General features: G+C 74.0%; 10 protein-coding genes. 3 read left to right on the top strand and 7 right to left on the bottom strand.

All coding sequences use genetic code 11. The annotated features are described in order from the left end of the window. Positions 1-122: 122 nt before the first annotated feature. Positions 123-2,102, top strand: a complete 1,980-nt coding sequence (locus STTU_RS05340) for a helix-turn-helix domain-containing protein (protein WP_007820537.1) — start codon at positions 123-125, stop codon at positions 2,100-2,102. 131 nt (positions 2,103-2,233) lie between these two features. Here STTU_RS05340 and STTU_RS05335 read toward each other — a convergent pair whose 3' ends face one another. The 7 genes from STTU_RS05335 to STTU_RS05305 all read right to left on the bottom strand — a co-directional run bounded on the left by STTU_RS05335 (position 2,234) and on the right by STTU_RS05305 (position 8,858). Next, entirely contained in the window at positions 2,234-3,148 is a 915-nt protein-coding gene (locus STTU_RS05335) for an alpha/beta hydrolase (protein ID WP_043254229.1), read from the bottom strand. Next, positions 3,145-4,293, bottom strand: coding sequence for a branched-chain amino acid ABC transporter permease (locus STTU_RS05330; protein ID WP_043254227.1), 1,149 nt, complete (start codon positions 4,291-4,293; stop codon positions 3,145-3,147). Before STTU_RS05330 ends, STTU_RS05335 begins: the two co-directional genes overlap by 4 nt. Beyond that, positions 4,290-5,177 carry a branched-chain amino acid ABC transporter permease gene (locus STTU_RS05325; protein ID WP_007820533.1) on the bottom strand — a complete coding sequence of 296 codons (888 nt, stop codon included), beginning with the start codon at positions 5,175-5,177 and terminating at the stop codon, positions 4,290-4,292. Before STTU_RS05325 ends, STTU_RS05330 begins: the two co-directional genes overlap by 4 nt. Then, on the bottom strand, positions 5,177-5,929 hold the full coding sequence (locus STTU_RS05320) for an ABC transporter ATP-binding protein (protein WP_043254226.1): 753 nt from the start codon (positions 5,927-5,929) through the stop codon (positions 5,177-5,179). Before STTU_RS05320 ends, STTU_RS05325 begins: the two co-directional genes overlap by 1 nt. Continuing rightward, positions 5,926-6,708, bottom strand: coding sequence for an ABC transporter ATP-binding protein (locus STTU_RS05315; protein WP_007820531.1), 783 nt, complete (start codon positions 6,706-6,708; stop codon positions 5,926-5,928). The genes STTU_RS05320 and STTU_RS05315 overlap by 4 nt, the downstream gene beginning before the upstream one ends. Positions 6,709-6,713: 5 nt before the next feature. Further along, on the bottom strand, positions 6,714-7,940 hold the full coding sequence (locus STTU_RS05310) for a substrate-binding domain-containing protein (protein WP_007820530.1): 1,227 nt from the start codon (positions 7,938-7,940) through the stop codon (positions 6,714-6,716). 327 nt (positions 7,941-8,267) lie between these two features. Continuing rightward, positions 8,268-8,858, bottom strand: a complete 591-nt coding sequence (locus STTU_RS05305) for a TetR/AcrR family transcriptional regulator (RefSeq protein WP_043254222.1) — start codon at positions 8,856-8,858, stop codon at positions 8,268-8,270. A 91-nt stretch (positions 8,859-8,949) separates the two neighbouring features. On the opposite strand from STTU_RS05305, the gene STTU_RS05300 reads away from it, so the two are divergent. Together STTU_RS05300 and STTU_RS05295 are read left to right on the top strand one after the other, a co-directional pair. After that, positions 8,950-9,906: an NAD(P)-dependent oxidoreductase gene (locus tag STTU_RS05300; RefSeq protein WP_052862466.1), complete on the top strand. Its 957-nt coding sequence runs from the start codon at positions 8,950-8,952 to the stop codon at positions 9,904-9,906. 193 nt (positions 9,907-10,099) lie between these two features. Then, positions 10,100-14,002: a glycoside hydrolase family 2 TIM barrel-domain containing protein gene (locus tag STTU_RS05295; protein WP_007820505.1), complete on the top strand. Its 3,903-nt coding sequence runs from the start codon at positions 10,100-10,102 to the stop codon at positions 14,000-14,002. The last annotated feature ends 207 nt before the right edge of the window (positions 14,003-14,209 follow it).

Here is a 14,209-nt window from a genome sequence, read left to right as displayed (position 1 = left end):
ACGGAAGCGTAAAGATCCCTGGTCGGTGGTGTCCGGTGGGGTGACCGCCGCCCCGGGCGCTGGCAAGGTGAGCCCCGGCGAGGCGCCCGGGGGCGCGGGGAGAACGGACGCGGGACACTGACATGAGCACGCCATCACACGCACCCGCCTCCGCGGTCCCTCATCTGCGCCACCTCCTCGAACTCCTCGCGGAGGACGCCGCCGAGGACGAGTTCAAGGCCGTCGAGGAGCGGGCACGGGCCGCCGGGGTCCCCGCGGCCGACCTCGCCGAGACCGGACGGGCCGTCGCCTCCGCGCTCCGCGTCCGCGCCCTGCTCCGTACCCACCGCCGCCGCGAACGCGAGCTGACCGCGCTCTTCGACACCGCGACCGACCTCGCCGCGACCCGCGACCCCGACGCCGTGCTCAAGGCCATCGTGCGCCGCGCCCGCCGCCTCCTCGGCACCGACACCGCCTACCTCACGCTCCCCGACGAGGAGGCCGGGGACACGTACATGCGCGTCACGGACGGCTCCGTCTCGGAGGTCTTCCAGAACCTCCGGCTCGAACTCGGCGAAGGGCTCGGCGGCCTCGTCGCGCAGACCGCCCGCCCCTACGCCTCGCCCGACTACCGCACCGACGAACGCTTCCGGCACACCCGCGACATCAACGCCGGTGTCTTCGACGAGGGCCTCGTCGCGATCCTCGGCGTCCCGCTCCTGCTCGGCTCGGTCCACGGCGGCGACCGCAAGGTCATCGGCGTGCTCTTCGCCGCCGACCGCTCGCCGCGCGCCTTCGCCCCCGAGGAGGTCGCGCTCCTCTCCTCCCTCGCCGCGCACGCCGCCATCGCCCTCGACACCGCGCGCGCCCTCGACGACACGCGCGCCGCCCTCGCCGGGCTCGGCCGCGCGAACGAGGTCGTACGCGCCCACGCCGCCGCAGTCCAGCGCGCCGAGGAGGCGCACGACCGGCTCACCGACCTCGTGCTGCGGGGCGGCGACGTGCGCGAGGTCGCCGCGGCCGTCGCCGGGCTCCTCGCGGGCACCCTGAGCGTCCACGACCCCGGCGGTCGCCCGCTCGCCGCCGTGCGCCACGACGGCGGGCCCGTCGCGGCCGACTCGATGGACGCGCGCTGGCTCGTCGCCGCCGCCGAGGAGTCGCGTACGGCGGCGCGCGCGGTGCGGCGCGGCGGGCGCTGGATCTGCGCGGTGCTCGCCGGGCAGGAACTCCTCGCCATCATGGTCCTGCACCGGCGCGCACCCCTGGAGGACGCCGACCGCCGCCTCTTCGAGCGCGCGGGCGTCGTCACCGGGCTGCTCATGCTCCTGCGCCGCACCGTCGCCGAGACCGAGAACCGGGTGCGCGGCGAACTCGTCAACGACCTCCTCACCGACGCGGGCCGCAACCCCGGCCTGCTCACCGAACGCGGGCACCGCCTCGGCATCGACCTCGCCCGCCCCCACCTCGTCCTCGTCGCCGACACCGTCCCCGAGGCACGCGACCGGCTCGGCTCCGCGGCCGTGCGCCACCTCTTCGGCTCCCCGCCGGGCAGCGCGAGCGCCGAGCACGCGGGCGCCGTCGTCCTCCTCGTCCCCGCCGGGACCGGAGAAGGCCCCTCCTCCGGCGACCGGCCGCCCGGCGAGGCGGCGCGCGCCGCGGCGGCCCAGCTCGGGCACCTCACCGGCGCCCCCGTCACCGTCGCCGCCGCCGGGCCCGTCGCGGGCCCCGCGCGCCTCGCCACCGCCCACGCCGAGGCCGTCCGCTGCCTGCGCGCACTGCACGTGCTCGGCCGCGCGGGCGAGGGCGCCTCGGCGGCCGAACTCGGCTTCCTCGGGATTCTGCTGGGCGACGACAAGGACCTCGACGGCTTCGTCGAGAAGACCCTCGGTCCGCTCCTCGCCTACGACGCCCAGCGTGCCACCGAACTCGTCCGCACCCTGCGCGCCTACTTCGGCGCGGGCGGCAGCCTCGTCCGCGCCAAGGAGACCCTGCACGTCCACGTCAACACCGTCGTCCAGCGCCTCGAACGGGTCGAGGCGCTCCTCGGCCCGGACTGGAACACCCCCGAACACGCCTTGGAACTTCAACTCGCGCTGACGCTCGTGCAGTTGCGGGAAGGATGACGGACCGGGGTAAGGGACGGGGCGGCGCCCCCACGCGGAAGCGGCGCCCCCACGCGGAAGCGGCGCCCCCACGCGGAAGCGGCGCCCCCACGCGGCAGCGCCGCCCCGTCCCGTACGACCGCCGCCCTCGCTCAGCCCCGCCCCGCCGCCGCGAGCAGCAGTCCGGCGATCCGCGCCGCCCCCGGTTCGCCCGTCAGCAGCGTGTAGTGGTTCGTCCCGGGGGCCGGTTCCGGGGTGACGCGCGTGTCGGCGAGCGCGGCCCCGGCGAGGCGTTGCTCGTCGTACAGGCCCTGCGGCTCGTCCATGAGCCCGCGTTCGGCCCACAACAGCGTCGCGGGCGAGGGAAGGCGGCGCACGGCGGCGAGCACGTCGGGGTCGAAGAGCCCGACACCGTCGGTGCGGACCGCCTCCAAGCGGCACGAGGACCGCAACTCCGGTTCCCGGCCCGTGAGATCGCGCTGGATGTACGCGTCGACCTCCGCCGACCACTGCTCCGCGAACGCCGGGTGGACCCGCCAGAAGTCCCGGTAGGCCGACCGGTCGGGGAAGGTCATCGAGAGCCGGTCCATCGCGGGACCGATGACGGCCGTCATCAGCTCGTCCGGCGAGAGGTGCGTGGGCGCGGGGAAGCCCACGCCGCCGTCGACCAGGAGCAGCCGCCCGAAGGAATCCGGGTGCCGCACGGCGGCGAGGGCGGCGACGAACGCCCCCATCGAATGCCCGGCGAGCACCGGCCGTTCGAGGCCCAGCCCCGCCACGAGCGCGGCGGCGTCGTCCGCGTGCGCCGCGATGCCCCACGGTCCGGGCAGCTCCGCGCTGCCCGCACGGCCGCGCAGGTCGGGCGCGAGGAGCGTGGCGCGCCCCGCGAGGTGCCGCGCGACCGCGCCCCACGACAGGCCGTTCGCCGTGATGCCGTGCAGGGCGAGGACAGCGGGTGCGTCCGGCTCGCGCGCGGGCCAGCGCAGCACCGCCAGGGCGCCGCCGCTGACCGGCACCCTCACCTCGTCGAAGGGCAGCGGGGAAGTGCCGAGGTCGGTCGTGCTCACGCGTCGTGCCTTTCGGTGGGGGCCGGGGAGGCGGCCGGGCTGTCGCCGCCGGTGGTACGGGTACGGGACCGCGCCGCGCGGACGCGCCCCGGGAGGGCCGCGAGCCCGCCCGGCAGCACGTTGACGACGACCACGAAGAGTACGCCGAGGAGGAAGAGCGGCTGGCTCAGCGGGACCCGCAGCACCCCGGGGAGGTCCGCGACGGTCGCCGAGTTCGCGAGATCGCCGAGCCGGTGGTCCGCCCACGTGTAGAGGATGCCGCCGAGCATCGGCCCCCACCGCGTGCCCGAGCCGCCGAGCACGACCATCACGAGGAGCGACAGCGTGAACTCGGAGGTCGTCGTGGCGGGCGTCGAGCCGCCCGTCAGGAGGAGGTGCACGATGCCGCCGAGCGCGGCGAGCGTGCCCGCGACGACGAAGGCGACGAGCTTGAACCCGTACGGGCGCAGGCCGAGCACCTCCACGCGCCGCTCGTTCTCCTTGATGCCCTCCCACACGCGGCCGGTGGGGGAGTGGGTCGTCCGGTGCACGACCGCGAGGCACAGGACGAGGAAGGCGAGCGCGATCCAGTAGAGGTTCGCGGTGTTGCCGATCCCGACGAGCGAGGCCGGCAGCGCGTCCCCGGGCGCGGAGATGCCCTCCTCGCCGCCCGTGAAGCCGCCCGGGTCGCGCGAGACGAGGAGCGAGGCTGCCTGCGCGAAGGCGAGCGTCACCATCGAGAAGCCGATGCCCGTCACCCGCAAACTCACCGCGCCGAAGAGCAGCGCGACGGCGACCCCGAGGACCAGCCCGAGCACGGCCGCGAGCCAGAACGGCAGGCCCGCCTCGCGCAGGAAGGTGTTGGTCGCGTAACTGCCCGCCGCGAAGTACAGCGCGTGCCCGAAGGAAAGCAGCCCCGTGCGGCCGAGCAGCAGGTCGTACCCGGTCGCGAGCCCGCCGAACAGGAGGCACAGCGCCAGGAGTTGGAGGCTTCCCGCGCTGCCCACGGGTCCGTCGAGCAGCCCGGGGACCTCCACCGTGCCGTACGGCAGCACGAAGAGGACGACGAGCGCGACGACCGGCCACCACCGCAGGAGCCGCCGCTTCGGGTCCGGCGCGCCCGGCTTCTTGACGAGTCCGGCCGGTGTCCCTGTCATGGTGCTCACGCGAGCCTCCCCGTCAGTCCGCGCGGGCGCAGCAGCAGGAGCGCGGCGAGCAGGACGACGACGGCGAGGTCGCCGAGCCCGGCGGTGGTGTAGTAGTTGGCGAACTGCTGGACGAGGCCGATGACGACCGAGGCGACGGCGGCGCCGCTCACGGAGCCCATGCCGCCCGTCACGACGACGACGAACGCGAAGATGAGCAGCGAGGTGCCCTGGCGCGGGTCGACCGAGCCGAAGTAGAGCCCGCCGAGCGCCCCGCCGAGCGCCGCCGCGGCGCCGCCGATCGCGAAGACCAGCGTGAACGCCTTGCGCACGTCGATGCCGAGCGCGGTGACCATCGCGCGGTCCTCGACCCCGGCACGCACGACGAGCCCGTACCGGGTGCGGTCCAGGAAGAGCTTCAGCCCGGCCCACACCACGACGGCGGCGGCGACGAGCACGAGCCGGTTCACCGGCACGCGCGCGCCGAGCAGCCCGAAGGTGTCGCCGAGCGCCTCGGGGCCGGGGAACCTGTGCGCGTCCGAGCCCCAGATCCCCGCGAGCAGCGCGGGCACGGCGAGCGAGATCCCCACGGTGGCGAGTACTTGCTCGCGGGGGCGCGTGTACAGCGGCCGTACGACGAGGAGCTCGACGAGCACCGCCGCGACCGTTCCCGCGCACACGCCGAAGACGACCGCCAGTACGAAGCCGAAACCGCCCGGACCGGCCCCCTGGAGGTGCCCGGACGCGGCCCACCACGTGGCGTAGGCGCCGATGGAGAGCAGCGCGCCGTGCGCGAAGTTGAGCACGTCCATGAGCCCGAAGATGAGCGAGAGCCCGGAGGCGACGAGGAAGTAGAGCGCGCCGAGACCGAGTCCGGTCAGGACGAGCAGGACGACGGTGGACATCAGGCACCCGCCTTCTTCTGTGCGCCGGGGACTCCGGGGGTACGGGCCCGTCCGACGCCGAGCAGTCGCCTCGTCGCCTCCGGGTCGCTCAACAGCGCCTCCGCGGGGCCCTGGTGCGCTGTGCGGCCGTCCGCGAGGACCGTGCAGCGCGTGGCGAGCCTGCGCACCATCGCGAGGTTCTGCTCCACGAGCAGCACGGGCACCGCCTCGGCCGCGCGCTCTAGGACGTGCGTCACCTCGGTGACGACCTTCGGCGCGAGGCCCTTCGTCGGCTCGTCGGCGATGACGAGCCTGTTCCCGTTGAGCAGCGTCCGCCCGATCGCGAGCATCTGCTGCTGACCGCCCGAGAGCGTGCCCGCCAACTGTTTCTCCCTGTGCTTGAGTTCGGGGAACAGCTCATGAACCCGCGCGTAGTCGGGTGTGCCGCCCGCGCGTTCGGCGAGCCGCAGGTTCTCGGCGACCGTGAGCGAGGCGAACACGCCCCGGTCCTCGGGCGCGTAGCCGATCCCGCGCCGCACGAGCGCGTGCGTCGCGAGCCCCACCGTCTCCGCGCCGTCGAACACGACGCTTCCCGAGCGCGGTACGAGCCCGAGCACGCCCCGGACCGTCGTCGTCTTGCCCGCGCCGTTGCGCCCGAGCAGCGCGGTCACGCCCGAGGCGGCCACGTCGAGGTCGACGCCGTGCAGGATGTGCCGCCCGCCGATGAGGACCCGCAGGCCCCGCACCGCGAGCAGGGGTGTCGTGGTGTTCACAACGCCTCCCCGAGATAAGCCTGCTGGACGGTCTCGTCGGCGATCACCGCGTCCGGCGCGTCGAGCGCGAGGAGCCGGCCGTGGTGCATGACGGCGAGCCGGTCGGCGAGACCGAGCAGGACGTCCATGTGGTGCTCGACCATGAGGACCGTGCGGCCCTCGTCGCGGTGCAGCGAGCGGATCAGCGCGGTGAGCGCTGGGACCTCCTCGGCGCTCACCCCCGCCATCGGCTCGTCGAGCAGCATGAGCCGTGGCTCGGCGACGAGCAGCACCGCGAGCTCCAGCTTCCGCTTCTCGCCGTGCGAGAGCGCGGAGGCGAGGGCCTCGGCGCGGTGCGCGAGGCCCGTGCGCTCCAGCACGTCCGCGACCTTCTCGCGGTACGGGGCCGCCCTGCGCCACACGCGGTAGGAGCCGCCCGCCGCTGCCTGCGCCGCGAGCCGCACGTGCTCGGCGACCGTCATCGCGGGCCACAGGCTCGACGTCTGGAAGGTCCGCCCGAGGCCGCGTCGCGCCCGCGCGTGCGGGGCCGCGCGCGTGAGGTCCTCGCCGTCGAGCAGGACCCGCCCCGACGTGGCCGGGACGAGGCCGCTCACGAGGTTGAACAGCGAGGTCTTGCCCGCCCCGTTGGGCCCGATGAAGGCGAGGAACTCGCCCTCGCGGACCTCCAGGGACACGTCGTCGAGGATGCGGGCCCCGCCGACCGTCCAGCCGACGCCTTCGAGGGCGAGGACGGGCGGGGCCGACACGACCGTCTCGCGCGGTGCTGGTGCCGTGCTCATCCCGGTCAGCCCTTCATCGGCTGGACCGGCGGGGTGACCTCGTCCTTGTCGAGCTTCTTGACGAGCTTCGGCTCGGCGCCCGCGCCCGTGCCCTCCAACTTCGCCTGGAACATGGGCTGGAGCAGTGCGTGGTCCTCGGCGCGCACCTCGGTCGCGCCCTTGACGCCCTCGAACGACCAGCCCTCCAGGGCCTTGATCATCCCGTCCGCGTCCTCGGGGCTCTCCTGTGCGGCCCGCACCACCATCTGCGCGGCGGTGAAGCCGTCCGGGGTGAAGAGATCGGGCACGCCGCCCTGTTCCTTCACCGACTTGGTCATCGCCTTTTCGGCCGCGGTGCCAGCCGCGCCGCCGAAGTAGTGCGCGAGGAAGGTGATCTTGTCACCGCCCTTGCCGAAGACGGGGTACGAGGCGGTGCCCGCGAGGCCCGTCGTGACCTTCGACGCGCTGAGCACGCCCTGCTGGTCGAGCGCCGTCCACAGCGCGGGCGCGGTCGCCCCGGCCCAGGCCACGAAGACCAGGTCGGGCTTCGCCGACCTCACCTGCCGCGCGAACGGCGTGAGGTCGGTCGCCGACGGCGGCGCGAGCACCTTCGAGACCTTCGCGCCCTCCTTGCCGAGCACCGCCCGCACGGCGGCCACGTTCGCCTGCCCGAAGGTCGAGTCCTGCGCGAGCACCGTGACCTTCTTGCCCTTCGCGTCGCCGAGCATCGCGGCGGCGGTCAGGGTGTCCTGGTAGGACTGCCGGCCCGAGCGGAAGGTGTACTTGTTGATGCCGGTGACGGCGTCGGTCGCGGCGGGCCCGTCGAGGAAGAGCACCTTGTTCTGCGCGGCGAGCGGCGCCATCTGGAGCGCGATGCCCGAGTCCGTCGTCCCCGCGAGGATCTTGTAGCCCTTGCCGATGAGGTCCTTGCCCGCCGCCGTCGCCTTCGCCGCGTCCCCCGCGTCGTCCCGCTCGGTCACCACGATCTTGTGGCCGCCCACCTTGTTGGTGCCCTTGGTCGCGTACTCCAGACCGGCCTTGAACCCCTGGAGGTACTGCTTGCCGTAGTCGGCGAGGGGGCCCGTCCTGGAGTAGACGAGACCGACCTTCACGGGCGCGGACTCGCCCTTGGCCCCGTCCGGGCCGCCTGTGCCGGGCGAGGCGCAGGCGGAGAGGAGCAGCGTGCCGAGCGAGAGCGCCGAGGCGGCGGCGAGCGCTCCGGAGCGGCGCGGGCGGGCGGCGGTGTGCGACATGACGGACCGGCTTTCGCTGGGGCCACCAGGGCCGGCGTCCCGCTGGGGGGACGGACCTGCGACGGACGACGGTGGCGGCGCGGGTGAACTGTCGGCCAGACCGTAGGTTCCGGGCGGGGCCCCGGGACATGGTGCCGCGCACCGTACCTGCGGGGACGGGGATGTGGGCACGGCACATGCGGGAGCGGCGCTTGGGACGCGGCACATGCGGGAGCGGGGCTTGGGACGCGGCACGCGCGGGAGGGGCACGCTCGGGCGCGGCACACGGGCCCGTCGCGGGGGCGCGGCACACGGGCCCCTCCCGAAGGCGCGCGGCGGCGGGGCGGCTCAGTCCTCGGGCACCGCCGCGTCGAGCAGCGGGCCCAGCTCCCGTACGACGTCGTCCAAGGGGCGTACGTCGCGCGTGGCGCGCGCGAGCAGCAGCGCGCCTTCGAGGGAGCTGATCATGAGCGTCGCGAGGGCGTGCGTACGGGCCTCGGGCACGCCCATCGCGCGCAGCGCGCCCGCGACGGCGGTGAGCCAGCCGTCGAAGGCGCGCGCGGCGGCGGTACGGGTCGACGCGACCGCGTCCGCGCTGTCGACCGTCGCCGCGGCGACCGGGCAGCCGGCGGCGAAGCCCGCCTCGCCCTCGTACTCCTCGGTCCACTGCCCCACCATCGCGGCGAAGAGCCCGCTCGGCGAGGGGGTGTCGAGCGCGGCGACGAAGCGGTCCACGCGGCGGGCCGCGTACCGGCCCGCCCAGTCGACCGCCTCGTTGACCAGCTGCTCCTTGCCGCCGGGGAAGTAGTGCTGGAGCGAGCCGCGCGGCGCCCCCGCGCGCGTCACGGCCTCGCGCATCCCGGTCCCCGCGACGCCGCCCCTGCGCAGCAGTTGGGCGGCGCTGAACACGACCCGCTCCCGCGGACTCCGCTCCGCCATCCCCGCCGCCTCCCTCGCGCACCGGCCGCCAGCATAACGACGCCCCCCGTCATGACAGCCGTCATAGTCCGCCCTTATTATGACGGCGGTCATGATCCCGTCGCGCCGAGGAGACCCCGTGCCGCCCACGCCCGAAGACGCCACCCCGACCGGCTTCGTCGGACTCGGAGTCATGGGGCACCCCATGGCGCTCAACCTGGTCCGCGCGGGCACCCCGCTCGTGGTGTGGAACCGCACCGCGCCCCGCGCGGAGCCCCTGCGCGCGGCGGGCGCCGAGGTCGCGGACAGCCCCGCCGAGGTCTTCCGCCGCTGCCGCACCGTCTTCCTGATGCTCGCGGACGAGGCCGCGACGGATGCCGTACTGGCACGCGGCACAAGGGAGTTCGCACGCCGCGTCGCGGGCCGCACGCTCGTCGTCACGGGCACGAACCCGCCCGCGTACGCGCGGGCCCTGGAGGCGGAGGTACGGGAGGCGGGCGGTGCGTACGTCGAGGCCCCGGTCTCCGGCTCGCGCGTCCCCGCGGAGGCGGGCGAGCTGGTGGCGATGCTGGCGGGAGGGGCCGAGGACGTCGCCCGCGTACGCCCCCTGTTCGCGCCGCTGTGCAAGGAGACTTTCGTGTGCGGCGGGGCGGCCCCGCAGGCGCTCCTCATGAAGCTCGCCGTCAACCTCTTCCTGATCACGACGGTCACGGGCCTCGCCGAGTCCTTCCACCTCGCCGCCCGCCACGCCCTCGACCTCCCCCAGTTCCTCGCGATCCTGGAGGCGGGCCCGATGGCGAGCCCCGTCTCCCGCACGAAGTCCCCGAAACTGCTCGCCCGCGACTTCGCCCCCCAGGCCACGATCGAGGACGTCCTGAAGAACAACCGCCTCATCGCCGAGGCCGCCCGCGCGTCCGGAGCGGCCTCCCCCCTCCTGGACGCGTGCCACGCCCTGTACGGCGAGACGTTCGCGGGGGGCTTCGGCCGGGAGGACATGGTCGCGGTGGTACGGGCGCTGGAGGGGCGGGCGGGGGAGACGCCCGCCGCGAGCGGGGACCGGAGCCCGTGAGGGACCGGTCCTCGCCGGCGTCGGCCCCTTCCGCCCGCCGCGCGGCCCGCCCCGCGCCGACGCGCGCCGGGACCCCGCCCCGCGTCCCCTCGCTCAGAAAGCGACAGAATCCGACGTTGTTATTGTCTCGGTTCTGTTCTCTTCCTAGGGTGGGCGCGGTTCCGCACGACCCCCCGGCCGGAAGGGCACAGCCATGCCACACCCGTCCAGCGTGAACGTAAGCCGCCGACGACTCCTGGAGGCGGGGGCGGTCGTGCTCGGCGCGCTCGCGCTGCCCCGAGTGCCCCCCGCGGCAGGGGCTTCCGGTGCGTCGGGGGACGTGAGCGCGGGGGGCGTGAGTGCGGGGGGCGACGAGTGGAACGGGCACATCGACGTGTTCCGCCTCGGCACCGAGCCCGCCCACACCACCCTCATGCCGTACGAGAGCGTCCGGCAGGCACTCGCCGCCGACCGCACGCGCTCCCCCTACCGGCAGAGCCTCGACGGGAACTGGAAGTTCGCGTACGTGGAGCGGCCCGCCGACGCGCTCGACGACTTCTACCGCACCGACCTCGACGACTCGGGCTGGGAGACGATCCCGGTGCCGTCGGCCTGGCAGCTGCACGGCTACGACAAGCCCCTCTACGTCAACATCACCTACCCGTGGTGGGGCGCCAACGGGCTCGGTGAGGAGGCCCAGCCGCCCGCCGCGCCGACCCGGTACAACCCGGTGGGCCAGTACCGGCGCACGTTCACCGTGCCGAGGGGCTGGCGCGGGCGGCGTACCTTCCTGCACTTCGAGGGCGTCAAGGCGGCGCACTACGTGTGGGTCAACGGGCAGCTCGCCGGGTACCACGAGGACGCGTACACGCCCGCGGAGTACGACGTCACCCCGTACCTCGTGGACGGCACCAACCACGTCGCCGTCGAGGTGTACCGCTACTCGGACGGCGACTGGCTCCAGGACCAGGACATGATCCGGCTGAGCGGCATCTTCCGCTCCGTGTACCTGTACTCGACGCCCCCGGTGCACCTCAGGGACTTCAAGATCGAGACCCCGCTCGGCGACGGCTACAGGGCGGCGGAGCTGTCGGTCACGGCGCACGTACGGGACTACGGGGGCGACGCCGACGGGGCCGCGTACACCGTCGAGACCCAGCTCCACGACGCCGACGGGCACGCCGTGTGGAGCCGCCCGCTGACCGGCCCCGCCACCCTCACCGCGTCCGAGGTGAGCGTCGAGTACGCGAAGTCCGTCCCCTCACCGCGCCTGTGGTCCGCCGAGGACCCCTACCTCTACACCGTCGTCCTGCGGCTGCGCGACCCGCACGGGAAGGTCGTCGAGACGCTCTCGCACCGCGTCGGCCTGCGCGAGTTCGCGCTCAAGGACGGCCTCATGCGGATCAACGGGCAGCCCGTCTCGCTGCGCGGCACCAACCGCCACGAGATGGACCCGGACCGCGGCTCCGCCCTCAGCCGCGCCGACATGGTCCGCGACATCCGCGTCATCAAGCGGCTGAACATCAACTCGGTGCGCACCTCGCACTACCCCAACAACCCGGTGTGGCTCGAACTCGCCGACGAGTACGGCCTCTACCTCGTCGGCGAGACCAACCTGGAGACCCACGGCATCCGCGACGAGTACCCCACCAGCCACCCCGACTGGACGAAGGCGTGCGTCGACCGCGCGCGGAACATGGTCCACCGCGACAAGAACCACGCCTCCGCCGTCATCTGGTCGCTCGGCAACGAGGCGGGCAGCGGGTCCGCCTTCACGGCCATGTACGACTGGATCCACGGCTACGACCCGACCCGCGTCATCCACTACGAGGGCGACGACCGGCCGGGCGTCAGCGACATCCGCTCGAAGATGTACGAGTCGCCGGACCAGGTGGAGGCCCGCGCGAAGGACACCGCGGACACCCGCCCCTACGTGATGGTCGAGTACGCCCACTCGATGGGGAACTCGACCGGCAACTTCAAGGAGTACTGGGACGTCGTGCGCCGCTACGACGTCCTCCAGGGCGGCTGGATCTGGGACTTCGTCGACCAGGCCCTCAACTGGCCGACCCCGCGGCGCCTCCTGTTCACCGAGACCGGGCCCGCCCGCCTGAAGGGCCAGGTCGTCAACCCGTCCGGCTCGTTCAGCCGCGACAAGGGCCTCTCCGGCGCGACCGCCTTCGCCCGCGACGACGGCCTCGACCTGCGCGGCTCCCTGACCCTCGAAGCCTGGGCCACCCCCGGGGTGCGCGGCTACGAGCAGCCGATCCTCGCCAAGGGCGACACCCACTACGCGCTCAAGCAGTCGGGGAAGACCCTGGAGTTCTTCCTCTACGCGGACGGCCAGTGGATCGCGGCGTCCTGGACGACGCCCGACGACGGCTGGACCGGCGTCGAGCACCACATCGCGGGCGTCTTCGACGCGGACAAGGGCACCCTCACGCTGTACGTGGACGGCGAGGCCAGGGCGACGAAGACCACGACGCGCACGCCGTCCGGCTCCACCGCGCCCCTCTCCCTGGCCGGTGAGGTCGAGAACCCCGTCCGCGAGTTCAGCGGCACGATCCGCCGGGCCCGGGTGTACGCCCGCGCCCTGGAGGCCGCCGAACTCGCCGACGACGGGCGCGGTCCGGACGACGACGGCGTGCGCTTCTGGTTCGACGCCCGCACGGTCGGCCACGAGGCGAGGAAGGCCCGGGACAGGACCTTCGCCGCGTACGGCGGCGACTGGGGCGACAACCCCAACGACGGCGCCTTCAGCGGCGACGGCATCGTCCTGCCCGACCGCGGCCACACCGGGAAGGCCGCCGAGGTCAAACGGATCTACCAGACGATCGGCGCGACGCCCCAGGACGGCGGCAGGCCCGGGGACATCACCCTCACCAACGAGAACCTCTTCACCAACCTCCGGGCCTGGAACGGAAGCTGGGAGCTGGCCTGCGACGGCCACGTGGTCCGGCGCGGGAAGCTCACCCGCGCACAGCTCGACCTCGCTCCCCTGAGCAGCAAGGACATCACCGTCCCCGTCCACCTCCCGGACGACCCGGCCCCCGGCGCCGAGTACTTCCTCCAGCTCTCCTTCACGACCAGGGAGCGCACCCCGTGGGCCGACGAGGGCTTCGAGGTCGCCCGCGTCCAGCTCCCCCTCGACGCGGGCAGCCCCGAAGTGAGGCCCGTCCCGCTCGCGGAGGTGCCGAAGCTGTCGTACGAGGACGGCTCCGCGCGGATCACCGTCACGGGCGGCAACCGGCTCAAGGTCGTCGTCGACAAGTCGACCGGGCTCCTCACGACGTTCGAGGCGGGCGGCACCGCGCTGCTCGTCACGGGAGCCGTCCCGAACTTCTGGCGCGCCCCGACCGACAACGACCACGGCAACGGCCAGCACACGCGCAACCAGACCTGGCGGGACGCGGGCGCCCGGCGGGCGGTCGACAAGGTGACGGCGCGCCCGCTCGACGGCGGTCGCGCGGTCGTCGTGACCGTCGAGGGCACCCTGCCGACGTCCACGAAGTCGGCGTACAGCACGGTCTACACCGTCTTCGGCAACGGCGAGATCAAGGTCGACAACACGCTCCACCCGGGTGTCGCGGACCTCCCCTACCTCCCCGAGGTCGGCACGATCCTGCACCTGCCCGCGGCCCTCGACCGGCTGCACTACTACGGGCGCGGGCCCGAGGAGAACCACTGGGACCGCAAGGACGGCACCGACGTGGCCCTCTGGTCCTCCACCGTGAGCGAGCAGTGGACGCCGTACATCCGGCCGCAGGAGAACGGCAACAAGACGGACGTGCGCTGGGCGGCCCTCACCGACCGGCGCGGGCGCGGCCTGCTCGTGTGGGGCGAGGAACTCCTTGAGGTCAACGCCTCGCACTTCACCCCGGAGGACCTCTCCCTCGGGGCCCGCCACGACTACCAGCTCACCCCGCGCGACGAGGTGGTCCTGCGCGTCAACCACCGGCAGATGGGCGTCGGCGGCGACAACAGCTGGGGCGCGCAGACCCACGACCCGTACAAGCTGCCCGCGGACCGGGACTACGCGTACACGTACCGGCTCCGGCCGCTCACCGACGTCGCGGACGCGGGACGGGCCGTCCGGCGCCCCACGGGGACGGAGTAGTCCGCCCGGACGACGAGAAGGACCGGGGTACGGAGCGCCGCCTCCCGGCCGCGCCCCGTACCCCGCCCGTCCTCGCGAGGGCGCGCGAGCACCGCCGTCGCCGCGCACGACGGGCGACGTGACACGATCGGTGGCATGGACGCCTTCCGCACCCCCCGGCCCCTCCCCGGCCGGGGTGACACCGAGCCGGGCATCGCCGCGGAATCC

The sequence above is a fragment of the Streptomyces sp. Tu6071 genome (assembly GCF_000213055.1).
GTDB lineage: Bacteria > Actinomycetota > Actinomycetes > Streptomycetales > Streptomycetaceae > Streptomyces > Streptomyces evansiae.
The sequence above is the reverse complement of the archived record's forward strand: the minus strand, read 5'-3'. Positions and strand labels throughout refer to the sequence as shown.